Source organism: Streptomyces sp. NPDC059743 (assembly GCF_042732975.1).
Lineage (GTDB): Bacteria > Actinomycetota > Actinomycetes > Streptomycetales > Streptomycetaceae > Streptomyces.
The window spans coordinates 1-21358 of the sequence record NZ_JBHWGS010000011.1; the positions used below are offsets into that span (position 1 = coordinate 1).

Genomic DNA, 21358 nt, shown 5'->3' on the forward strand with positions numbered 1-21358 from the left:
TGCCAGCACCGCCCGATTGACCATGATCGCCACACATGGATCATGCCACCCACCAGCAACGACACCCCACCCGCTATCACGCACCAACTCGTTAGAAGGGAGGCTCCTCTTCAGCCTGCGCGGCGTCGAGCAGAGCCTCACTCAGAGCCTGCTCTACTTTCGACTCCCCCCTCGAAGTGAACTCCTTGAGCATGACCCATTTGCGGGAAGTGGTGGTACCCGGCTCATTCCGTGTGTCCGTGGTCCATTGGTCGGGGTGCAGACGATCCAAGGCCTCCCTGACCAAGCCGAATCCCCACTCGCGGTCCGCACCTGTTCGTTTGGTATGCTCAGGGGCTTTTTCGGCAAGGAGGAAGCCGATCCTTCCCCACTTGATCCCTTCAGGCGTCTTAATCTTCCGTTGGAACTCGGCCTTATCCCGCAGGTGAGCTATGGCGATGTCGGTGTCGTCCGCGGCCGGTACGTCTTCGCTATGGTCGATGCTGGCATCCTGGGGGTGGCTGGCGGCAAGGCTGGCGGAAGCGACCCTCGCTTCAGTCCGCCGTTTCTCGACTGCGGCTCGGGCTTGGACGGCGAAGCTTTCGGGAGCCGAGAGCGCGTAGTCGGTGTCGGCCATCGGGTACGAGTCTTCGAAACTGAGGACGCGTACGGAGATCGGGTACGGGCGCGAGTGGCGATCTGTGCCGGGTGCACTAGACCAGTAGATACCATTGCCAACGAGCGGCTCGTTGAGCAGGGTTGCCAGCAGGTCCTCGGAGAAGTGGGCGTTGGCCTTCTTCAGGGACATCAGGTCGCCCTGCGAGAGCAGGTGGAAGACGAAAAAGTTGTCGCCCTGGCTGAGGAGTTCCTGCGGCAGGCTGCCGGGCTGCTGGGTGATCAGCAGGGCGCCGAGGTCATACTTGCGGCCTTCCTTGACCCAGGAGACGAAGGGGCCATCTTCGCTCTGGGAGGAGCCGCCGAGGACGGACTGAGCCTCTTCGATGACGGCGATGGTGGGGATGGACTTGGGCTCGGCCTCCGTGAACTGGTTCTGGTTGTGCTCGAAGATGTCGCCGAGGATGACACCGGCGAGTTGGAGTCCCTGGGAGCCGCGCATCTGGGAGATGTCGACAACGCACAGCTTGCCCTGGGACAGGCAGTCCTTCAGTGCGCTGAGTAGCTGGCTGTCAGGGTCGTGGAGTGCGTTTACGACGCGGGTCATGTTGCCGATCGCGGCGTTGGTTTCGGCCTCCTGGCCGGGATCGAGGTGCAGGATCTCCCGGACCTGGTCGCGGTCTGCACCGTACTTGTCACGGTGGATCAGGTCGACGAGGCGGCTCCACTTGGGGCCGTCGAGGGACTTGAGCTTGACGACGTTTTGCTGATCCTGTTTCTCCGGGGGCAGGGCGATACCCAGTACCCGGGACGCTTGCAGTTCCTTGATGTTCAGCTTGACGCCGTTGACGACGAAGGACTGGTAGAAGTCGCTGGGGCCCCTACGGTTGGTGAAGACAACCAGTTTGTCGCGCAGGTGCGGCACGTCGCACAGGGCGGGGCGGCCCTTGAAGTCGGGCCAGAAGTACTCGCCATCAGGGTCGAAGATGACTGTGCCGACGGGAGCTTCGCCAGAGCGCCGTGGGACAGTGGGCTGGCCTTCGTACAGGGCGGAGAAGAGCAGCTTGACCAGGTTCGATTTTCCGAAGCCGGCCCGGGCGAAGACGAAGCTGCGACGGGCAACGAGCTTGTCGATCTGGAAGGTCGGCATGATCGCGGGCTGCTGGAGCTGCATCCAGGAGGTGTCGCCCACACGCTTGTCGTTGCCGGCGTAGACGAACTCGCCGAAAGCGAGATAGCCGATGGGGACCGCGCCATCGTCTGTGTCCTTAGCGTTGACGACTTCGGCGAGCAGATCATCGCCCAGGAGCGCGACCTGGGCGCCGACATGCGGGAGACGCCGGTGGCTGGGGACGAAGATGTGCTTGTCCCCCTCCATACGCAGGACGCCGAGGATGCGAATGTCAACCTTGTACTTCAGGTAGCGCTCGCGCAACTCGTCAGGGATGGGCCGCTGGTCGCGCACCGCGCGTGTGGCGTAGTCCTCGCCGATGGGGGATACCAGGCGCCCCTGGGAGGAGATGGTGGTGATCCGCCCGAGGATGGCCTCACGCTCGTGCTCGAGCTGGACGAGGACGAACTGGCCGTGCATGGCCATGGACTGAAAGTCGTCGTGGTGCGGCAGCACGAGGTCGGCGTGGAACTCCATGCCGCTTTCGGAGAAGCCGCGGAAGGTGCCGACGACTTTGTCGCGCTCGAACAGGCTCATGACGGTTCTTGCTCCACAGGAGGTGGGACGGACAGAAGCGGGTGTTACTCGTAGCGGCGGGCGGCCACGTCGGAGGCCAGTCGCAGGGCGTCGATGACCGGGGCTTTGTCCTCGCCGACCTGCTCGCGCACGGCGTCGACGAGGTAGTCTTCGACGATGTCCATGTCTAGGTCGGCGACGCGGGAGAAGCTGTCGGCCTGCTGGATGCAATTCGGATAGAGCGGGATAGGAAAGCCGGCCACCGCGTCAGCCTGCAGATAGCCGAAGATCGCCTGGGCCTCCCTGTCCTGGCGGGACATGACGTCGACGGTCCAGATGGGATCGCCGGAGTAGGGGCCGAAGCGGACGAAGTACATCGATCCGAAGTTGAACTTCGGCTTCTCGCCTGTGGAGTCGTCCTCTATGTCCCTCGTGTACTCGTCCCAGAGGTACACCTCGTCCAGCATCTCCGACGGAACCTTTGCGAAGCAGGCGGCACCGTTGTCGAACACGCCGGACAGTGAGATCGCCAGCCGGTAGTACTCCAAGACTTGGGTTTTCTTCGCCAGTCCCACCAGCCACACCTTGCGCCGGTCTTGACGGTAGATCCGTTCGATGGCCTGGTACATCAGCTCGCCCATCTTCACGAACAGCTCACCCTTGAAGATCTTGGCGCGCAACAAGCCATCGCGGACGATCAGGGTGTCGACCGCGTAATCGCGGTGACAGATGAGGTCATAGAGCGTGGCCCACTCACACAGATCCCTGAAGACCTGGACCCAGCTGGGGGAGTTGCCGGACATCATTGGTGACAAATCCTGGAGCCGTTCGACACCGAGTCCGTGCATCATCCTGCCCAGGGCTGTACTGGGGCTGCCGTCCTCGTGGAACTGACGGCGGCTTAGGGCGTCGATGTTGGAGATCGGGGCGACCACCTCCATGCACAGCTCTTTGCCGCTGGAGTCCACGACGCGGACGACCTGCAGGTAGAAGGGGTTGAAGGCGACCTTGTTGTTGCCGCCGTCGGACGCCATCAGTGCGACCGACGTCGCGGCCCGCGGTTTGATCACCCTGACCTCGGAGCGGATGCCACGGGCTTGCTCGACAAGCTTGTCCAGCTCCGTGCGACCGGCTTCGACCTGGTCGCCGATCAGCTGCTTGAGCTGCTTGATCTGGTCCGCGTCGAACATGCCTCTCCCCACACCACGTTCGTGCTGTCATAGGCGAGTGGTTCACTCGTCTGGCCCCCACAGGATGGCACGGCGCACAGACAATCCGTCACGTAGTTGTCGGAAGTAGCAGGGGTACCGCATCAGCGGGGAAGTCCGATCAGCTCGGCGATGAGGTCGATCTCGTCGATGGCGGAGCCGGCCTTGCCGAACTGCTCAGCCTGCCGCTTCGGTTTGGTCGGGGTGCCGGCCTGACGAACCTCCTTGACGACCCACCCGGCCTTCGACTCCTTCACGGACGCCAGTAGCATCTGCTCGGGATCGGTGCGGGCCGAGGGCAGAGCGCCGAAACGGATCGCCAGCCGGGCGCCCTGGTGGCAGCGGCGGGCGGCAGCGGCCCACACCTTGGCCAGAGCCTGGACGAACGCCTCCTGATTCGGCTGTCGCGCGATTTGTCCGTGCGTGCCGTAAGGGACCTCCGGGGGGCCGCCGAGGAACCACGAGCGCAGCCATTGGTCGGCCACGTAGGTGCGCATGCCGTAATACGGGGGTGAGGTGACCACCAGATCAAACCTCTGCCGCAGGCCGTTCAGAGCCTCGACGGAATCGCCCAGGTAGACCTTGCCGCCCTGAGCGAGCGGGGCGGCGTCCAGCAGCCGCTTGGCCCGCCGCTCGATGACCTCCAAGGCCGGGACGCGCACCGGTTCCATGTCGCGCTTGGCCCAGAATTTCACCGCGTAGGCGGGCTTGGACGCGTACGTCCGCGGCATCTGGTTCGACAGGTACGACGGGAGGTTCTTGTTGCGCGGCCCGTGCAAGATGCCCAGCATGACCGCCCGAAGCATGGCCGCCGTGGGTGTGGTCATCTCCAGCAAGGAGTCGCGCAATGTCACTAGCTCGCGCAGCGTCTCCCGCTCGAAGCACCACTGCCAGAAATCTCCCTCGGGCAGCTCCCCCCTCACACCACCGTCGAGGATCTGCCGGGCCAGCCGGACCACTGCGCCCGGCGTGACCTGGATGAGCTTGGCCTGAGCAATAGCGGCGGCCACCGGATTGATGTCGATGCCCACCGACGGCAGTCCCGCCAGACGCGCGGCGTACAGCGTGGTGCCCCGCCCGCAGAACGGATCCAGTACCCGGGTCGCCGCAGGGTGGGCAGCAAGCTGCTGGAGAGGGAAGTCCAGTGGAAACATCGTGTAGTACGGGCAGACGGCGTTCAGCCGCAGCACATCCTCAGGCCAACTAGTGGAAGCGGCCGCCGCAGTCACCGTCATGGGGTAATGATACAGGTATAGTTACACCCATGTCGCGAAGGAGGCTTGATCCCGCCGCACAGCGTCGCGGGCAGATGCTGGCCTCCCGACTGACGAATGCCCGGCGCGCCTCCGGGCGCTCAGCTGAGGCCGTCGCCCGCAGCGCAGGAATCTCCGTCGAGACCGTGCGCAGTATCGAGAAGGGCCGCACGTCCACGCCTGAGTTCTTTACCGTCGCTGCTCTGGCCGCCGAGCTGGGGCTGTCGCTCGACGAGCTCTATGCGTTCGTGCGTGAGCCATCCCCCGGTGAGCCCCGCGGGTTGGACGAACCCAGTCTCAACGCCTCCGGCTAAGCCATTCGTACCGCAGAAATCGCATGTCTTCCGTGGTGCCTGCGTACGGAGCTGAGCACGAGACGCGAGAAGCAGCATTGGCGCTGCCACCTGCTCCGTCACCCCGACCGCCCCCCCCGCGCATGTCTGCGCCGGGATGTTATGGGTGCAAAGCAGCCAGCGATTTCGTGCAGGTTACGCGTCTGCCCAGCGCGCTTGGTAGTACATCTTCTCGGCCTCCTCGGCTGCGGCGGCGGGCGTGCGTTCGTAGTGGCAGACGAGGCATTCGCCTACGCCCACCCCCATGCCGAGCTCATCGCCGTAGTCGGCGCTGAACGCGGCGTAGCCGCAGACTGGGCAATCCGGTAGTCCGAGGCCGTTGGGGTTGTGCTTGGGGTGGTAAGGCGTGTGGAGCTCAGCGGCCTCTTCCGCTCGGCGGGCGGCGGCCTCGTCGCCGATGCGAGACAGGAGGGCGGCTGCACGGGCGCGTGAATGACGGTCCTCGTCTCTCGTGCTTTCCCATGCGCGGTCTGAGTGCTCGGCCCCGAGGACTCGCAGGCTTTCGTGGTCGTCGAGGGCGAGCAGCGCATCGACGTGTTCGCGTCGCAGGCCGCCCTCGCCGCTGGCGTGCCGTACCGGCTGGGTGCCCTTGATGCCGTCTCGGAGCACGGTGATGTTGATGCGGGTGTCCAGGTCCGGCAGATTCGGATCTTGGGCCCACGGCCACCGTGAGTCTCCCTGGACCGTTGCGGCCGCTGGCTCTGGATCGGGAATCACGAAGATTCCCGGCTCCGTCGTTACGGCCTTGGCCTTGTCCTCGACCACGGTGAGAAGTCGGGCGGCTGACTTCACCCGCCCCTTCTTATCCGCGGCCCCCTCTTCACCCCACTGGGAGGAGACGATCGCCGCGAGACCGTTGGTCAGCGCTTGGTCGAAGATGGCTTCCGCTCCCGAGGCGCCGTGGTTCCCGTCGATCTCGGCGGTGCACGGGGCGTACGCCTCTGCGCGCTGTCTCTGCATGTCGATATTTTCGTCGGCGCACGCGAACTCGACACCGGCGTTTCTGTTAATTGACCGATGAGCCACCGTCAGAAGGTGATGGGTGGCGGCTCGCAGCCCACCCATCACTCCAGCTTAAAACGGGCCGGCGAGGCTGTGCAGAGGCAGCTCAGGTCAGTTGCCTCGCGCCCGGCCACGCCGAGGATTTGCACACCGTCGTGAGACTGAACGGCTGGACACGGCGTGAGACTGCATGAGAAGCCACAGGTCACGGGATCGACCTAGGACACGAGCCGCGAGATCCTGCAGGCGGGGCTGTCGGGAGGCTACTGGCCCGCTTGGGCGTGGGCTGGGGGCGTGGTCTTGTGGGCGGTGGCGAACTGGCCGCGGGACGTGGAGCCGTTCGGCAGGAGCCAGTTGGCGGTGATGTGGCCCAAGAGGGCTGCCTCGTGGGCGGATGAGTCAGCCGTGGTGGGCTGGAGGACTCGGTTCACCCGGATGGTCAGTTGGCCGGTCGGTGAGGTGGGCTCGGCCGTGGTGGTGGTCCGTACGAGGAGATCGGTGCCGTGCGGTCCGTCGGTCACCGTCGTGAGGTGGATCGGCGCTCCATGGCCGGTCGGTGCGAAGTGGCCGGTGACAGTCGGGTCGGGGCTGTTGCTCGTGCTCTGGGCCTGCGGCTCGGCCTCGCCGGTCATAAGGGCGAACAGTTGAGCAACCAGAACCGGGTCATGGGTTCCGTCGTAGATCCACCGTCGTCCCAGCACGCCGTGCTCGGCGGTACCGATCAGCGCCTGCTCGGCATCGTCGAGCGGTGCCCCACGGTAGGTGAGTGGTACGTGGTAGGCGAGCGGCTGGTCGCCGGAATCGTCGGTGACCACCATGAACTCGATTCCGACCTCTCGCTCCGGATCGTCGAGCCGGAAGCCGCCGGCCTTGGTCAGCTTCGGCTCCGGCCCGTTGCCGAGGTACCAGGGCTGCGCGGGAAGCCACGATGCGAGAAGCTCCAACTTGCCCGGCGCCAGCGTCGTTCTGTGGATGACAGCCATGTCCCGACCTTTCCTTACTCGCCAACATGCGCTCGCCGTCCGCCGAGCGATACGGGAACCTACCTCACCTGCGAGGACGAACGGGAGACGCCCGTCCCCGGGGGCCGGGGACGGGCGTCGGGCTCTCGTGAGTGCGTCGTACGCGGGCAGGTAGGGGGCGGTGGGCGGGGAGCGGTGGCTCAGGACACCACTCGGCTGACCAACTGGCCGCGGACCCGGGCCGGGATGTCCGGGGCGAACCGGCGCAGATAGTGGTCCATGTGCGTATCGTCGCCGAGCAGGAAGGGCAGATCGAAGACCAGGAGCTTACGGACCGCCAGCAGCGGTACGGGAGCGCGCAGAGGACGGAACAGGGAGTTCCACAGGCCCGGTTCCTCGCACACCGGATGGAACTGCCCGATCATCAGGCCGTCGGCCACGAATTCGTCCTTGGCCTTGCGCTGGAGCTCGTCCAGCTCGCCCGAGTCCGTCGGGTCGAAGCCCGGCAGCACCAGCAGCAGAGTCAGCAGCTCCTGGTCCTCCTCGTCCAGGCCGGCCGAGAGCTTCTCGTACCACGCCCGCAGCGAGCCGACGGCCGAGGACAGATTCGCGTCCTCCGTCCTGGCCGGCACCGCGAGATGGAAGAGCTGCTTGCGCAGCGAGGGCTGGGTGTACGGGCACACCGGGCCGCTCCGGCCCAGCTCCGGATGGCCGGACACCAGGAAGTCGCCGCTCCACTCCAGAACCGCGCGCAGATGCGGCAGATGCCTCTGTGGCACCTCACCTTGCGCTACCTCGGCCGCGGTCCAGAAGTGGATGTGCTCGTCGCCCCTCACCGCGGGTCCCGCCACAGCGGACGCAGCGACGGACCGCCGTTCGGCAGCGTGATGTCGCCGCCGAGCGGGACGAAACCCTGCCGGAGACAGAGCGCCTCACCACCGGGTGAACTGGCCTCCGCGTACGCCGGGTGGCCCTCCCGGTCGGCACGGTCGATCAGCTCCTGGAGCAGAACGGAGAGCAGGCCGTTCCGCTGCCGCGCCGGGCGGACCGCCCCGAACGAGGCGTAGTAGTGCGGAGGACCCGCAGGATGGCGCTCGGCCTGGAGTCCGACGATGGTCCCCAGCGCGCCGGCGTACTCGCCGAGGGCATCGGCGAACCGCTGTTCCAGCTCGTCCCCGCGCGCGTCCACCTCCTTCGAGGCACCTGGCGGCAGAAACAGCATCACCGCGTCGCCGCAGGGAGAGAGGGCCACTCCGTCGTAGTCGTGCGAGACGTCGACGAAGATACGGAACAGCCCGGGCAGCAACTCCGCCCGGGTCCGGTCGTCCGGAATGATCCAGCGGGTCAGCGGATCGTTGTGGAAGGCCGCGGCCAGCAGCGCGGCCAGCTCATCGGTGTCCGGCCTGGCAGGACGGCCCAGGCCCAGGACACCACGCGGCGGACTTTCGAACGTGGACAACGATTCCCTCCGGAAGGCGGTGCGGGGGCCGTGCGCTACCGCTACTCGCCGCGGACGGCGAGCTGCTCCACCCGGGCGTGCAGGCGGTCGAGATAGTGCTCGGCCTCCGGCTTGATCAGGACACTGCGCATTACCCGTGCCGCATCGGCGTCGCGGACGATCCGCGGATGCCGGCGTACGAACGCCTCGGCGTCCGTACGGAGCACACTCAGGAAGACCGGCTCCTTATGAGCGGTCATGCCGCCTTGCAGCAGACGTCCGGACGCCGCGTCGACGGCGGACAGCGAGGCCGGCCGGGTCGTCGGGAAGTAGGTGACGATGTCGAGATCGGGCCGCTGGTAAAGCTCCAGGGCGTCCGAGGACTCCAGCAGATCCGCCCACCGCAGCGCCGCGCGACGGTTGGCCGCGAGGATCGCCCCGAAGCCGTCCGGAGTCAGCGGGAGGAGCTGAAGAGTCAGCCACAGGCCTGCCGCCGCGGCTCCGGCCCTGGAGCACTCCAGGCTGATCTCGCCCAGATGCACCTCGGCGTCGGTGAAGTAGGTGTACGGCGAGTCGTGCGCGAAGTGCCGGCCGGCGCGCGGATCGGGGAACAGCACTGCGCCGCAGCCGTACGGCTGGAGCCCGTGTTTGTGCGGGTCCACCACGACCGAGTCGCACTCCGCCACCGCCTGCCAGGGCCTCGGGTCGATTCCCTCGGGCGCGTCGGCCCGTCCGAGCAGCGCGTAGAAGCCGCCGTACGCCGCGTCGACATGCACCCGTGCCCCGTACCGCCGGGCCAGGGGCAGCACCTCGTGCACCGGGTCCACGGCTCCCAGCCCGGTGGTGCCCGTCGTCACCACCACCGTGCCCACCCGGCCCGTCTTCAGCAGGCTCTCCAGGGCGTCCAGATCGATGCGGCCGTACGCGTCGACCGCCACCCGGTGGCCCTCGACGCCCAGGACCTCGCACATCCGCTCATGCGTGTAGTGGCACTCCGAGCTGTAGGCCACCCCGCGGTCCGGATGCAGCCGACGGGCCACATACAGCGCTTCGAGATTCGCCATCGTGCCGCTTGTCGTCAGATGCCCGACATGCGCGGGCAGACCGAACATCCCGGCCAGCGCGGCGATGCACTCGCGCTCCATCTCGGTGGTCGCGGGACCGCCCTCCGCCGCGTGGTTGTTGGGGTTGAACAGCATCGCCGTGAGATAGCCGACGACGGCGGCGGGATGCGGCGGCTTCACCATCTGCCCGGCGTAACGGGGGTGGAAGAACGGGTAGTTGTCCTCCATCCGCTTCGCGAACCGCTCGAACGCGTCGGCGAACGCCTCGTCGCCGACCTGGTGAGCCGTATGCGCCTCGAAGGGACCGAACCGCTCGCCCCATTGCTCGGCCACATCCACCGCGCGCGGCAGCCAGTAGCGAAGATCCACGGTCAGCCTTCCCGGGCATACGACTTGGACGTACGACTCGGACGTACGTAGGAGTACGTATACGGGCCGGCCCGCAAGCCCCGCGCAACGCGCGTCGACTCGTCCGGTATCGGCTCTTCGGGGCCGGGCGGAAGGCTCTTCGGCTCCGCGCGAAATGAGGTCGACTCCCTGAGGCGGCACCGGTAGATGTGGGGCATGACATCACCCATCGAAGAGCTGCTGCCCGGCACCCGGCGAGCCCTGCTGCACCGCGTCGCCCTCGCACAGACCGAGGGACGCGCTCCCTCGCTGGTCGCGGCGGTGGCACGCGAGGGACGGATGGTCTGGACGGGCTCCCGCAGCTGTGTGGACGGGCATGCCCCGGACGCCGACACCCAGTACCGCGTCGGGTCGATCACCAAGACCTTCACCGCCGTACTGGTGCTGCGGCTGCGCGACGAGGGACTGCTCGATCTCGGTGACCCGCTGGAGAAGCACCTCCCGGGCACAGGAGTGGGCGAGATCACCGTTGCCCAGCTTCTCGGCCACACCGCGGGACTGGCCGCCGAGAGCCCGGCGCCCTGGTGGGAGCGGACACCGGGCTCGGTGCGCCCGGAACTCTCCGATGTCCTCGGCGAGCGGCCCGTGCTCCATCCCGCGGGACGCCGTCACCACTACTCCAACCCGGGCTACGCCCTGCTCGGTTCGCTGATCGAGGCGGTGCGGGGCGCGTCCTGGGAGGAGGTGCTGCGGCGAGAGATTCTGGAGCCGCTGGGCATGGACCGTACGACCACCCAGCCCGTCGCCCCGCACGCCGGAGGCTGGGCCGTGCATCCCTGGGCGGATGTGACGCTGCCCGAGCCCGCCATGGATCTCGGACTGATGGCCCCGGCCGGCCAGCTCTGGTCGACCGCCGCCGATCTCTGCCGCTTCGCCGGGTTCCTCGCCGAGGGAGACGTAAAGGTCCTGAGCCCGGAGTCCGTACGGGAGATGCGGACGCCGTCCGCTCCACCGGAGGCCGGTCAGTGGGACGGTGGCTATGGGCTCGGTGTGCAGCTGGCTCGCCAGGCCGGTCGTAGCCTGGCCGGGCATACGGGGTCGCTGCCCGGCTTTGTCGCCTCTTTGTGGGTCGGCGTGGAGGACGGAGTAGCAGCGGTGGTGCTCGCCAACGCCACCTCGGGACCGGCGGTCGGGACGGTCGCGGCGGCTCTGATCGGGATCGTGGCGAATGCCGAGCCCCGGATTCCTGAGCCCTGGCGTCCGCTGCCGGAGGTCGATCAGAGGCTGCTGGAGCTGACCGGACCGTGGTACTGGGGCACCCAGGCCTTCGGTCTGAAGCTGACGGCGGACCGAGGTGTGGAGCTGCATCCGTTGCGCGGCGGTGGGCGCGGCTCACGTTTTGTCATGCAGCCGGACGGCACCTGGACGGGGCTTGATGGCTATTACGCGGGGGAGACCTTGCGTGTGGAGCGTCGGGCGGATGGCTCGGTGGAACATCTCGACCTCGGTTCGTTTGTCTTTACCCGTCAGCCGTATGACGCCGAGGCGGATGTGCCTGGTGGCGTGGACGAGGGAGGCTGGCGCGGTCTGACGCCGTGAAACAAGCCGGATGTTTCACGTGAAACAGGCGAGGGTGGGCTTTCCGGTGTATGGCGGACTCCTCGGATGCTCGAACTCCTTGGACGCTCGGATCCCTCCGACTCCGTGGAGCCGTCGTTCAGAGCTGGAGCTTGAAGCCCATATGAGAGGCGGTGAAGCCCAGCCGCTCGTAGAAGCGATGGGCATCGGTGCGGCTCGCGTCGGAGGTGAGCTGGACCAACTGGCAGCCCTGGCGGCGGGATTCATCGATCGCCCACTCGATGAACCGAGTGCCGAGCCCGCTGCCGCGCTCATCGCCATGGATGCGTACGCCCTCGATGATGGAGCGGAGGGCGCCGCGCCGGGAGAGTCCGGGGACGATGGTGAGCTGGAGCGTCCCGACCACGCGGTCCTCGCGCACAGCGACCATCACCTGCTGGTTCGGGTCGCGGGCCAGGCGCTCATAGGCCGCGATATACGGGCCGAGGTCGTCCGGGGACTCGCGCTGGGCGCCCAGCGGGTCGTCCGCGAGCATCGCCACGATGGCGGGAAGGTCGTCAGGGGCCGCGGGCCGTATCTCCAGGTTGCTCATGATCCGCAGACTACGCCGGAGGGCGGAGCGGGCGGCCTGGAGGCTTCCAGGTGATCCCGACCGCGCATTGTGGAGCCGGGCACCGAAGGTGGGCGCCCTGCGACTCAGCCTGTCGCCAGGTTCAGCGGCGCGAACCGCCTGGTCCAGTCACCGGGCAGATCCGGGATGCCATGGACCATCGTCGTGGTACGGGCCGCCGGCTCCAGACCGTGCTCCTTCACCCAGGCCAGCAGCTCCTCATGGCGTATATCGATCATCGTACGCACCGGCCGGTCGAGGTCGGGGCCCAGCGAAGCGACCAATGAGCAGATCAGCGCTTTCGCGGTCTCCTCGTCGCCGGCGACCAGCGGGCCGATCACATGTGCTTCCGGAGTGGGCCAGACCGCCGCGTATCCGATGAGCCCGGCGCTGTCCTCCGCGACTCCGAGCCGGTCCGCGAAGGCAGGGAGGCGCGCGATCAGATGGGTACGGTCGACTCCGAGGACCTCGGTGTCCAGACGCACGATCGTCGGCAGATCGCCGGCGGCAGCGGGCCGTGTCGTCACTGATGGCGCGGTCTCCGGAGACCGGAAGCGCCCGAGGACCGTCTCGGTCCCGCCGATGTCGGTGAAGCCGAGCTGCCGGTAGAGCGGCCGGCCGTACTCAGTGGCATGCAGCATGAGCGGCGTGCCTCCGGCCTCGCGCAGTACATGAGTCATCAGCCGCCGTCCGAGCCCCTGCCGGGCATGGCGCCCGGCGACAAGCATCATGCCGATCGCCGCGAGACCCTGGCCGCCGCCCGAAGAGCCGTACGAGGTGATCACGCAGACGGCGGCCAGGCCCTTGCCCTCGGGATCATCGATCCCGTATCCGGTGCCCGCCGTCAGCAGCAGACCCCATCTGTGCTCCTCCCGGGCCCAGCCACGGTCCTCGGCGAGATCCGCACAGGAGATGAGGTCACCCAAGGTCAGACGGCGGATGGGCAGAACGGAGAGCGATGTCGGCATGGGGATCAGGCTGTCGGAGCCGGTGATCGTTCGTCCACCGGTTTGCGGGAAGTTGGTACAGCCCGAAGGCGGCGCCCGCGCCGGGTCAGTCCCCAGGGCTTGAGCACCGAGATCGCGGTCATCAAGAGATAGGCGGAGGTGGCCACCGTGGGCGCGGCGACCAGGCTGCTGTCCGGTATTCCGGTGGCCGCGGCTGTATGGATGCCTGGCCGCAGGGCGAAGACCGTCGCACCGAAGGTGATCAGAGTGAGCCAGAACTTGATCCACACCCATCGATGCCGGGCCAGACCCCAGGGCGTACCGAGCGAGAGCACCAGTCCGCTGATCAGCGCGAGCAGGGCCACCGGGATGATCGGCCAGTCGACGAGGATCTTCATGGCCTGGTAAGCGGTCTGGGTGATGGCGGGGTCGCTGGTGCGGAAGGCGGTCACGCCGAGTGTCAGCAGACCGATCGTGAGCCCCAGCCAGCTCACGGACGTAGCGACATGGATGACCAGGAGGGCCCGGCGGACGGGCCGTTTGAGGTGTTTCACGTGAAACACGGTGCCGTCCGGTCGGCAGAAGGGCGTCTGACGACGGGAGTAACCGTACGTACTAACCTCGGCGTACATGGCGAGCGTACGCAGACTGCATCTCTTCGACCTCGATGGAACACTCATCCGCGGTTCGGCCGCTGCTGTGGAGATCTCACGGCAGCTCGGACTGAGCACCGAGATCGCCGAGCTGGAGAGCCACTTCTTCTCCCGAGGGATGGCACCGGACGAGTTCGCGGTACAGGCGAGGGCGCTATGGGCCGATCTGACCATGGAGCAGGTATCGGCGGCCTTCGACGGTGCGCCCTGGCTGGCCGGGATACGTGAGGTCTGGGCGGATATCCGGAGCCAAGGAGATTACTGTGCCGTTATCTCCCTCTCGCCCGACTTCTTTGTCAGACGCCTGCTGGACTGGGGCGCGCATGCCGCCCATGGTTCACGCTGGCCGGTTCCGCCTTTCACCGAGCCGGTCGACCGGGCGGGCATTCTCAACCCGGCGGCCAAAGTGGAGATCGCGAACCGGCTGTGTGCAGAGTTCGGGGTAAGCCTGGACGACTGCGTTGCGTACGGTGATTCCATGTCGGACGCCGAGATTTTTGCGGCGGTGCCCAGGGCGGTGGCGGTCAATGCGGACCACCATCTGTCGGGGCTTGCCACGCACACGTACAGCGGAGGCGATCTGCGTGAGGCCTATGAACTGGTATGCCCTGCGCGGTGACTCAGGCGCCTTCGGACAGTAATACGCTGACCCGAGGGCGCCGCGGGAAACGCGGCGGGAAACCGCGAATGGGCACAGGAGCAATGCAGCGTAACGGTAAATCCGGTACGGATGGCCGGACTTCACGCTCTTTGTCCCATCCGCCGGTGTTCCCTGTCATGCTGCGACAGCAGGGAACGGGAGCGCGGCGGAGGCTAATGTGGGCTGTCAACAGTCCTAGTCGAGCGGGGAATTGCTAGCGTATTCCGGGCCAGCGGAAGTGCGCAGACCGACCGAAAGATGTTCGAGGCGAGGCACACCATGGACGCTCCGACCACCACGTCGGCCGACAACGGCACTTCCGGAGACGGCGGAAAGGGCGGCTGGTTCGCTCCCCGCAGGGCGCCGAGCGCCGAGGGCCGCACCGACTCCGGCACGGCAAGCGGACCGGCAGCCGGCCCGGCAGGCGGTGCGGCAGGGCAGTCGGCAGGCCGGGAGCGAATACGCGTGCCGAGCCGCTCACTTGCCTCCATACGCCCGGTCGGTTCCGGCGCGACGCGTCCCACGCGGCCCTCGCGTGAGGGCCCCGCGGGGCATGACGCGCGTACGGAGACGGTCCCCGGCCCTCCGGCACCGGTGGACGATGTCCCCGACGCCTTTCGCCCGCGTACCAACCCGCGCGCCACGGGATCCCGTGGCGGTGACGGACCGGCCGCGCATCCGCCGGTCCCTGAGGGACCCGTCACCACGGCAGAGACGGGCAGAGAGCGGGGACCTGTCTCCCAGGCCGCCGCGGAGGCCGCTGTACGGTCCGCCGTCGGCCGCCCGGAGCCGACCCGGCCGATACCTGCTCAGCCGATCCCCACACAGCCGCCGTCGGCCCAGCCGGCTGCGGCCCGGCCCGATCCCGTAGGGCCTCCCGAGACGCGCCCCCAGGCCGCACAGGAGACCAGCGAGCCGCCTGCCAGGCCGAGGCCACCGGAGCCGGACGCGGAGCCGCGTGCTTCCGAGCCACAGGCCATGGACGCCCGTACCACCCAGCCCGACGCCGTCGAGCCCGGCCGTACCGAGCCCGGACACACCGAGACCGGCGCCTCCGGGCTCCGGACCGCCGCTCCGCTGCCGCAGGAGGCCCCGGTATCGGCCGCGCTGCCTCCGGAAGCTCCGCCGATGGCCCCGGCCACACAGCCGTCCGTGGCCGCACCCGCGGCCTCACTCTTTCCGGAGGACCGCAACGCGTCCCCCGACGCGATCCTCATCCGTCGCACGCTGGAGGAGGTCGCTCCCGTCGCCGACCAGCTCACCTCCTACTTCTACGCGCTGCTCTTCGTCCGCCATCCGGATCTGCGCAATCTGTTCCCCGCGGCCATGGACGCCCAGCGCGACCGCCTCCTCAAGGCGCTGCTCACCGCCGCCGAGCACATGGACACCCCGGACGTCCTGACCGGCTATCTGCGCCAGTTGGGCCGTGGACACCGCAAGTACGGCACTCAGGCGACGCACTATCCCGCCGTGGGCGAGGCCCTGATCGGCGCGCTGACCCGCTATGCCTCCACCATCTGGGACGAGGAGACCGAGGGCGCCTGGGTCAGGACGTACACGACCATCTCGCAGATCATGATCGACGCCGCCGCCGAGAACGAGCTGCACGCTCCGGCCTGGTGGCAGGCCGAAGTGGTCTCGCACGAGCTGCGCACCGCCGACATCGCCGTCGTCACCGTCCGGCCCGACCAGCCGTATCCCTTCCTCGCCGGGCAGTACACCAGCCTGGAGACGCCGTGGTGGCCCCGGGTCTGGCGGCACTATTCCTTCGCCTCGGCACCGCGCCCGGACGGGCTGCTCTCCTTCCATGTCAAGGCCGTTCCGGCGGGCTGGGTCTCCAATGCCCTGGTCCATCACGCCGGTCCCGGCGATGTGCTCCGTCTCGGGCCGCCCGCCGGCTCGATGATCGTGGACCACAGCAGCCACAACGGTCTGCTCTGTCTGGGCGGAGGCACCGGCATCGCGCCCATCAAGGCGCTTGTCGAGGATGTCGCCGAGCACGGCCACCGGCGCCCGGTCGAGGTCTTCTACGGTGCGCGCAGCGATCAGGACCTGTACGACATCGAGACGATGCTGCGGCTGGAGAGCGAGCATTCCTGGCTCTCCGTACGCCCGGTGGTCGCGGAGGGGCCCACCCTGGGACTGATGGGACAGCTTCCCGAGGCGGTGCGTGAGCACGGTCCCTGGCATGAGTACGACGCGTATCTGTCCGGTCCGCCCGGGATGATCCGCAGTGGCCTCGACGCGCTCAAGGGCGCCGGGATCCCGTCCGAGCGGATCCGCCACGACTCCCTCGAAGAGCTGGTGGCCGCCGCCAACTGAGCCCGGCCGGGCGGAGTTGAGTTCTCAGCCGAGATCGGGGGCGTGCATCGCGCGCACGCCCTCGATATTGCCGTCGAGATAGTGCCGCAGCGAGAGCGGTACGAGATGGACGGCGGCGATCCCGATCCGGCTGAACGGCACCCGGACGATCTCGTACTCCCCGCAGGGCTCGTCCATCTCGGGGCCGTGCCGTAGGGAGATGTCCATCGACTCCAGCCGGCAGACGAAGAAGTGCTGCACTTTGACGCCGGTCACGCCGCCGTCGGCGATATGTTCCACGGTGTCGACGAAGCACGGCACCACATCGATGATCTTGGCGCCCAGCTCTTCGTGGACTTCGCGGTGGAGTGCGTCGACGACGGTGGAGTCCGTCGTCTCGACGCCGCCACCCGGTGTGATCCAGTAGGGATCCACTCCTGGCTTGGTGCGTTTGATCAGGATCAGGTCGTCGCCGTCGAGCAGGATGGCGCGTGCGGTGCGCTTGACCACGGGCCGTTCGGTCATGGGAAGAGGTTCGCCCGTGGCACCCGTTCTGAAACGCCCGTCGGCCCCGCTGTCACCAGTCCACCGCAGCACGCAGCAGCCACTCGTGCGCCCGCGCGACCGGCGGCAGCGCGAGTGTGCCGGTGCGTACGACCAGGAAATAGGTGCGCAGCGGAGGCACCGGCGGATCGAGGAGCGCGACCACCTCTCCCCGCTCCAGCGCGCCCTCGCAGAGATAGCGGGGCAGTACGGCCAGTCCCGCGCCCGCCGCCGCGCATTCCAGCACGGCCCGCAGATCGGGCGCGATCACCGTACCCGCGGCGGCCGGCGGGGAGTCGAAGACGGACGCCCAGTAGCGGGAGACGAGCGGCAGCGACTCATGCACCTCCACCACCGGGAGCTGCTCCAGCACCACATGGCCCTCGCGCAGGACCGTATGGCCCAGCCGTGCGGCCCAGCGTGGCGCGGCGACCAGCACATGCTCCTCGTCGCAGAGCGGAGTCGACGTCAGCAGTCCGCCGCGGGGCCGGGCCGTGGTGATGGCCAGATCATGGTGTCCGGCGGCCAGCCCTTCCAGGGTCTCCTCGGCATTGGCGCAGAACGAGGCGCGCAGCGTGAGGCCATGGGCGGTGAGCGGAGTGAGCGCCGGCAGAGCGCGTACGGATGTGAACTCCGGCGGCCCCGCCAGATGGAGCGTCCGGGCGCCGGACTCCTCGTCGAGCCCGGTCTCGGCGATCTCGATCAGCGCGTCGAGATGCGGTGCCGCCCGGTGCGCGAGTTCGTCGCCGATCGTCGTGGGTGTCACGCCACGGGCCTGGCGCAGAAAGAGCGGACGGCCGAGCTGTCGTTCGAGAGTTCTGATCTGGCCGGTCACCGCGGGCTGGGAGAGACCGAGCAGCGCCGCGGCCCGGGTGAAGGAGCCGGCGCGGTGCACGGTGACGAAGGTACGCAGCAGAGCCAGGTCCATGTCCCGCTCTCCCGTCTCGTACCTGGGCCGCAGCATCTTCGGACCGTCAACTATAAATAAGTCGATAGGTTGCTGTCGCTACTGTGATTGGACACTGACGCAGAGTCAACTAGCCTTGTGCAAGTGGTTCTCCGCGCGTGGAACCTGGGACGGTCCGAGCCATGAGGGGGGAGGCTCGGACCGTCCGTATCCGGTGAACGCCGCATTCCACGGGCCAGGTTTCAGTAGGCCGCTCCATCCAGGGCGCGCAGCACATCCGCGACCAGGTCCTCGGCGTCCTCGGCGCCGACGGAGAATCGGATGAAGCCTTCCGGTACGGCGTCGCCGCCCCACCGGCCGCGCCGCTCGGCCGTGGACCGTACGCCGCCGAAGCTGGTCGCGTCGTCCACCAGCCGCAGCCCGGCGAGAAAACGCTCGGCCCACTCCCGGTCGGGCAGTACGAACGAGACCACGGAGCCGAAGCGCCGCATCTGCCGCGAGGCGACGGGATACGAGGGATCGCTCGGCAGCCCGGGATGGCGCAGCCCGCTCACCTCGTCACGTCCCAGCAGCGCCTGGGCCAGCACCAGCGCGCTCGCGCACTGACGGTCGATCCGGAGCTGGAGCGTGGCCAGCGAGCGGTGCGCGAGCCACGCCTCCATCGGCCCCGGGATCGCTCCGACGACCTTGCGCCAGCGCCGTACTCCCGCCGCCAGCTCCGGATCGGCGCTGGTCACATGGCCGAGCAGGATATCGCCATGGCCCGTCATGCCCTTGGTGTCACTGGCCACCGAGAAATCCGCTCCGAGCTCCAGAGGCCGCTGGCCGAGCGGCGTGGCGAGCGTGTTGTCGACGGCGACCAGCACGCCCGCGGCATGCGCCTCCCGTACCAGCCGCCGTATGTCGCAGACATCGAGGCCGGGATTGGACGGAGTCTCGATCCAGAGCAGCCGAGCGCCGTCGAGAACGCCGAGCTGGGCATCGCCGCCGGTCGGCGCCGTCCGCACCGTTACGCCGTACGCCTCAAGACGTTCGCGCAGCAACGGCAGGGCCTGATAGCCGTCGCTCGGCAGTACGACCGTGTCGCCGGCCCGGAGCTGTGAGAAGAGCACCGCCGAGATCGCGGCCATCCCGGAGGCGAAGACGACGGTCTCGACCGGCTTCCCCGGCGCCTCCAGCTCGCCGATGGCCCGTTCCAGATGGGTCCAGGTCGGATTGTCGTCCCGGCCATAGGTGTACGGGCCGGTCGGTTCGCCCGGCAGGTGGTAGTGGGCGGCGAACACCGGGCCCGGCAAGGTCGGTTCATATGTCACCGGGTCGGGCAGCCCGGCCCGCACCGCCCGAGTGCCGTCCCCGATGCCCGTGCCGTTCACGCTCATGCCGCCGCCTCCTCGATCGTGTCCCGTACGGCGGAGAGCAGCCCTTCGCTCGCCGCCTCCACCAGCTCCAGACACTCCTCGAAGCCGGTGATGTCCCCGTAGTACGGATCGGGCACGCCCAGCTCACCGGTCGGCTCCGCGGCGGCGTCGTACGAGCGCAGCAGCCGCACCTTCGCGGCATCGGCGGCGGTGGGCGCGAGCCGTCGCAGCTCGCGCAGATGACCTTCGTCCAGCGCGATCACCAGATCGAGCCGGGAGAACCACGAGGCGTGGAACTGCCGTGCGGTGTGATCGTTCTCATATTCGTGCGCGTCCAGTACGGCGACGGCGCGCGGGTCGGCGCCGTCGCCCTCGTGCCAGCCGCCGGTTCCGGCGCTGTCCACCTCGACCAGCCCGTCGAGACCGGCCTCGATCAGCCGTGCGCGGAAGACGGACTCGGCGATGGGCGAGCGGCAGATATTGCCGGTGCAGACGAAGCAGACGCGGTACGGGCGGTCAGTCATTGTCGTCAGGGAGCACCATGTTCAGCGCCCACGACACGATCGAGATGATCAGGCCGCCGAGCACGGCGGTCCAGAAGCCGTCGACCTGGAAGCTCAGATCCAGCTTGTCGGCGAGCCATGAGGTCAGCAGCAGCATCAGGGCGTTGACCACCAGCGTGATCAGTCCGAGCGTGAGGATGAACAGCGGCAGTGTCAGCAGCTTCACCACCGGCTTGACTATGAAGTTCACCAGCCCGAAGACCAGTGCCACGAGCACCAGTGTCAGGGCCTGGTTGCCGGTGCTGTCACCGGTCAGAGTGATGTCCTTGACCAGCCAGATCGCCACCGCGAGAGCGCCCGCGTTGGCGATCGTCTTGACTACGAAATTCTTCATGTGTCTGATCGTGGCATGAAGGCATTCCGACTGGACGAGCTGGAGGCGGAGCGTGCCGCCAACGACGGGGCGTATCTGCAGTTTCTGCGGGAACGCAACATGTCAGTGGGCCTCTACGCCCTGGACGCCGGTGAGATCGACCCGCAGCAGCCGCACCGGCAGGACGAGGTGTACTTCGTCGTGAGCGGCCGGGCCTCGATCACCGTCGGGATGGAGACGAGCCAGGTCGGCCGGGGCAGCGTCGTGTACGTACCGGCCGGAGTCGCGCACAAGTTCCACCACATCACGGAGGATCTGCGGGTGATGGTCGTGTTCTCTCCGCCCGAGGGCTGACCGGGCGGCCTTCTTCTCAGGGCTGCCTCAGGGTCGGATCAGGGGAGAGCGGGGGCCGCACAGGCTCCGCCGCCGTTCCCTCGGCTCTAGCATCGATGGTGCAAGGCAGGTACGTGAGTCACTCGGTGAAGCGAGGTAAGGACGATGGCGGTTCGGGAGCTACTCACGGGGTTGCCCTGGTGGGTGAAGTGGATCGCGGTGCCCGTGATCGCCATCGTCGTGTTCGGTGGACTGATCATGAGCGTGGTCGCGTTTGTGATCGGAGTGCTCTTCAAGGTGCTGATCTTTGTGGCACTCGTCGGCGGACTCATCTATGTCGTACGGAAGTTCATGTCCTCCTAGCCCTCGCGGGGCGACCGGCAGGGACCGGTGAGGAACGGTAGGGACCGGACCGGTACGGACTTGTAGGACAGACCGCGCGTACGGCTGTTAGCCCGCGCGAGGGAAAGGTGAACCGGAAACCATCCCGGGGAGCGGCCTGCCCCTAGAGTGACAAATCCCACCGCTCCCCGGTCTCCCTCAGGAGTGCGGCGGGCGCGCGGGGGCGGCCCCCGCGGGCGGGCTCTCGCCCGTCGGCATGCCTGGGGGCGACTTTGGCCACGGTTACAGAAAGCGCAGCTCCGAGTGTTTTCGCCCTCGGTGAGGCTGTGCAGAATCGTCGCGGCAGGATTACCGACTCGAT

At 67.8% G+C, this 21358-nt stretch carries 22 protein-coding genes; 6 read left to right on the forward strand and 16 right to left on the reverse strand.

The genetic code is table 11. The annotated features are described in order from the left end of the window. Positions 1-91: 91 nt before the first annotated feature. From ACFV6H_RS20110 to ACFV6H_RS20120, 3 genes are all read right to left on the reverse strand, one after another. On the reverse strand, positions 92-2302 hold the full coding sequence (locus ACFV6H_RS20110) for an ATP-binding protein (RefSeq protein WP_385543820.1): 2211 nt from the start codon (positions 2300-2302) through the stop codon (positions 92-94). Positions 2303-2346: 44 nt separating this feature from the next. Next, on the reverse strand, positions 2347-3471 hold the full coding sequence (locus ACFV6H_RS20115) for a hypothetical protein (RefSeq protein ID WP_385543823.1): 1125 nt from the start codon (positions 3469-3471) through the stop codon (positions 2347-2349). A gap of 122 nt (positions 3472-3593) precedes the next feature. Next, the gene (locus ACFV6H_RS20120; RefSeq protein ID WP_385543826.1) at positions 3594-4724 is read right to left on the reverse strand and encodes a site-specific DNA-methyltransferase; all 1131 of its coding nucleotides are present in this window, start codon (positions 4722-4724) and stop codon (positions 3594-3596) included. Positions 4725-4753: 29 nt separating this feature from the next. Here ACFV6H_RS20120 and ACFV6H_RS20125 point away from each other — a divergent pair, with 29 nt between their 5' ends. After that, the gene (locus tag ACFV6H_RS20125) at positions 4754-5056 is read left to right on the forward strand and encodes a helix-turn-helix domain-containing protein (RefSeq protein ID WP_385543829.1); all 303 of its coding nucleotides are present in this window, start codon (positions 4754-4756) and stop codon (positions 5054-5056) included. A gap of 174 nt (positions 5057-5230) precedes the next feature. On the opposite strand, the gene ACFV6H_RS20130 is transcribed toward ACFV6H_RS20125, so the two are convergent. The 5 genes from ACFV6H_RS20130 to ACFV6H_RS20150 all read right to left on the reverse strand — a co-directional run bounded on the left by ACFV6H_RS20130 (position 5231) and on the right by ACFV6H_RS20150 (position 9930). Then, complete coding sequence (locus ACFV6H_RS20130; protein ID WP_385543832.1) at positions 5231-6160, reverse strand: hypothetical protein; 930 nt, start codon at positions 6158-6160, stop codon at positions 5231-5233. A 200-nt stretch (positions 6161-6360) separates the two neighbouring features. Beyond that, entirely contained in the window at positions 6361-7080 is a 720-nt protein-coding gene (locus ACFV6H_RS20135; RefSeq protein ID WP_385543835.1) for a 1,4-alpha-glucan branching protein, read from the reverse strand. Positions 7081-7259: 179 nt separating this feature from the next. Continuing rightward, positions 7260-7838, reverse strand: a complete 579-nt coding sequence (locus ACFV6H_RS20140; protein WP_385543837.1) for a DUF6875 domain-containing protein — start codon at positions 7836-7838, stop codon at positions 7260-7262. 53 nt (positions 7839-7891) lie between these two features. Then, a complete protein-coding gene (locus ACFV6H_RS20145; RefSeq protein WP_385543840.1) occupies positions 7892-8518 on the reverse strand; it encodes a GNAT family N-acetyltransferase in 627 nt (208 codons plus the stop codon). Positions 8519-8559: 41 nt separating this feature from the next. Continuing rightward, positions 8560-9930 (reverse strand): pyridoxal phosphate-dependent decarboxylase family protein, encoded by a 1371-nt coding sequence (locus ACFV6H_RS20150; RefSeq protein ID WP_384779847.1) that lies wholly within the window; start codon positions 9928-9930, stop codon positions 8560-8562. Between the two features lie 195 nt (positions 9931-10125). Here ACFV6H_RS20150 and ACFV6H_RS20155 point away from each other — a divergent pair, with 195 nt between their 5' ends. Continuing rightward, positions 10126-11508: a serine hydrolase domain-containing protein gene (locus ACFV6H_RS20155; protein WP_385543843.1), complete on the forward strand. Its 1383-nt coding sequence runs from the start codon at positions 10126-10128 to the stop codon at positions 11506-11508. Between the two features lie 118 nt (positions 11509-11626). Here the strand turns inward: ACFV6H_RS20155 and ACFV6H_RS20160 are convergent, their stop codons facing one another. The 3 genes from ACFV6H_RS20160 to ACFV6H_RS20170 all read right to left on the reverse strand — a co-directional run bounded on the left by ACFV6H_RS20160 (position 11627) and on the right by ACFV6H_RS20170 (position 13598). Beyond that, positions 11627-12079 carry a GNAT family N-acetyltransferase gene (locus ACFV6H_RS20160; protein ID WP_385543846.1) on the reverse strand — a complete coding sequence of 151 codons (453 nt, stop codon included), beginning with the start codon at positions 12077-12079 and terminating at the stop codon, positions 11627-11629. Positions 12080-12183: 104 nt separating this feature from the next. Further along, positions 12184-13065 (reverse strand): GNAT family N-acetyltransferase, encoded by an 882-nt coding sequence (locus ACFV6H_RS20165; protein WP_385543849.1) that lies wholly within the window; start codon positions 13063-13065, stop codon positions 12184-12186. Positions 13066-13070: 5 nt separating this feature from the next. Further along, positions 13071-13598, reverse strand: a complete 528-nt coding sequence (locus tag ACFV6H_RS20170) for a DUF2269 domain-containing protein (RefSeq protein ID WP_385543852.1) — start codon at positions 13596-13598, stop codon at positions 13071-13073. 76 nt (positions 13599-13674) lie between these two features. Between ACFV6H_RS20170 and ACFV6H_RS20175 the strand changes: the two genes are divergently transcribed. After that, a complete protein-coding gene (locus ACFV6H_RS20175) occupies positions 13675-14316 on the forward strand; it encodes an HAD family hydrolase (RefSeq protein WP_385543855.1) in 642 nt (213 codons plus the stop codon). 822 nt (positions 14317-15138) lie between these two features. After that, the gene (locus ACFV6H_RS20180) at positions 15139-16659 is read left to right on the forward strand and encodes a globin domain-containing protein (RefSeq protein WP_385544412.1); all 1521 of its coding nucleotides are present in this window, start codon (positions 15139-15141) and stop codon (positions 16657-16659) included. A 24-nt stretch (positions 16660-16683) separates the two neighbouring features. On the opposite strand, the gene ACFV6H_RS20185 is transcribed toward ACFV6H_RS20180, so the two are convergent. The 5 genes from ACFV6H_RS20185 to ACFV6H_RS20205 all read right to left on the reverse strand — a co-directional run bounded on the left by ACFV6H_RS20185 (position 16684) and on the right by ACFV6H_RS20205 (position 20343). Further along, positions 16684-17163, reverse strand: a complete 480-nt coding sequence (locus ACFV6H_RS20185) for an NUDIX domain-containing protein (RefSeq protein WP_093589666.1) — start codon at positions 17161-17163, stop codon at positions 16684-16686. Positions 17164-17215: 52 nt separating this feature from the next. Beyond that, positions 17216-18109 carry a LysR family transcriptional regulator gene (locus tag ACFV6H_RS20190; RefSeq protein ID WP_384983735.1) on the reverse strand — a complete coding sequence of 298 codons (894 nt, stop codon included), beginning with the start codon at positions 18107-18109 and terminating at the stop codon, positions 17216-17218. Between the two features lie 221 nt (positions 18110-18330). Continuing rightward, a complete protein-coding gene (locus ACFV6H_RS20195) occupies positions 18331-19467 on the reverse strand; it encodes a cystathionine gamma-lyase (RefSeq protein ID WP_385543859.1) in 1137 nt (378 codons plus the stop codon). After that, a complete protein-coding gene (locus ACFV6H_RS20200; RefSeq protein ID WP_385543862.1) occupies positions 19464-19970 on the reverse strand; it encodes a low molecular weight protein-tyrosine-phosphatase in 507 nt (168 codons plus the stop codon). Before ACFV6H_RS20200 ends, ACFV6H_RS20195 begins: the two co-directional genes overlap by 4 nt. Further along, the gene (locus tag ACFV6H_RS20205; protein ID WP_384983210.1) at positions 19963-20343 is read right to left on the reverse strand and encodes a phage holin family protein; all 381 of its coding nucleotides are present in this window, start codon (positions 20341-20343) and stop codon (positions 19963-19965) included. The genes ACFV6H_RS20200 and ACFV6H_RS20205 overlap by 8 nt, the downstream gene beginning before the upstream one ends. A gap of 15 nt (positions 20344-20358) precedes the next feature. On the opposite strand from ACFV6H_RS20205, the gene ACFV6H_RS20210 reads away from it, so the two are divergent. Both ACFV6H_RS20210 and ACFV6H_RS20215 read left to right on the forward strand, forming a co-directional pair. Continuing rightward, positions 20359-20676 (forward strand): cupin domain-containing protein, encoded by a 318-nt coding sequence (locus ACFV6H_RS20210; RefSeq protein ID WP_093594300.1) that lies wholly within the window; start codon positions 20359-20361, stop codon positions 20674-20676. A 144-nt stretch (positions 20677-20820) separates the two neighbouring features. Beyond that, a complete protein-coding gene (locus ACFV6H_RS20215) occupies positions 20821-21018 on the forward strand; it encodes a DUF5326 family protein (protein WP_093594303.1) in 198 nt (65 codons plus the stop codon). The last annotated feature ends 340 nt before the right edge of the window (positions 21019-21358 follow it).

Bases quoted from the DNA above. Each gene is read 5' to 3' on its own strand.
- ACFV6H_RS20135 (WP_385543835.1), bottom strand. From the start codon at position 7,080: ATGGCTGTCATCCACAGAACGACGCTGGCGCCGGGCAAGTTGGAGCTT.
- ACFV6H_RS20115 (WP_385543823.1), bottom strand. From the start codon at position 3,471: ATGTTCGACGCGGACCAGATCAAGCAGCTCAAGCAGCTGATCGGCGAC.
- ACFV6H_RS20125 (WP_385543829.1), top strand. From the start codon at position 4,754: ATGTCGCGAAGGAGGCTTGATCCCGCCGCACAGCGTCGCGGGCAGATG.
- ACFV6H_RS20120 (WP_385543826.1), bottom strand. From the start codon at position 4,724: ATGACGGTGACTGCGGCGGCCGCTTCCACTAGTTGGCCTGAGGATGTG.
- ACFV6H_RS20175 (WP_385543855.1), top strand. From the start codon at position 13,675: ATGGCGAGCGTACGCAGACTGCATCTCTTCGACCTCGATGGAACACTC.
- ACFV6H_RS20210 (WP_093594300.1), top strand. From the start codon at position 20,359: ATGAAGGCATTCCGACTGGACGAGCTGGAGGCGGAGCGTGCCGCCAAC.
- ACFV6H_RS20165 (WP_385543849.1), bottom strand. From the start codon at position 13,065: ATGCCGACATCGCTCTCCGTTCTGCCCATCCGCCGTCTGACCTTGGGT.
- ACFV6H_RS20160 (WP_385543846.1), bottom strand. From the start codon at position 12,079: ATGAGCAACCTGGAGATACGGCCCGCGGCCCCTGACGACCTTCCCGCC.
- ACFV6H_RS20195 (WP_385543859.1), bottom strand. From the start codon at position 19,467: ATGAGCGTGAACGGCACGGGCATCGGGGACGGCACTCGGGCGGTGCGG.
- ACFV6H_RS20205 (WP_384983210.1), bottom strand. From the start codon at position 20,343: ATGAAGAATTTCGTAGTCAAGACGATCGCCAACGCGGGCGCTCTCGCG.
- ACFV6H_RS20190 (WP_384983735.1), bottom strand. From the start codon at position 18,109: ATGGACCTGGCTCTGCTGCGTACCTTCGTCACCGTGCACCGCGCCGGC.
- ACFV6H_RS20185 (WP_093589666.1), bottom strand. From the start codon at position 17,163: ATGACCGAACGGCCCGTGGTCAAGCGCACCGCACGCGCCATCCTGCTC.
- ACFV6H_RS20155 (WP_385543843.1), top strand. From the start codon at position 10,126: ATGACATCACCCATCGAAGAGCTGCTGCCCGGCACCCGGCGAGCCCTG.
- ACFV6H_RS20130 (WP_385543832.1), bottom strand. From the start codon at position 6,160: ATGGGTGGGCTGCGAGCCGCCACCCATCACCTTCTGACGGTGGCTCAT.
- ACFV6H_RS20215 (WP_093594303.1), top strand. From the start codon at position 20,821: ATGGCGGTTCGGGAGCTACTCACGGGGTTGCCCTGGTGGGTGAAGTGG.
- ACFV6H_RS20110 (WP_385543820.1), bottom strand. From the start codon at position 2,302: ATGAGCCTGTTCGAGCGCGACAAAGTCGTCGGCACCTTCCGCGGCTTC.
- ACFV6H_RS20200 (WP_385543862.1), bottom strand. From the start codon at position 19,970: ATGACTGACCGCCCGTACCGCGTCTGCTTCGTCTGCACCGGCAATATC.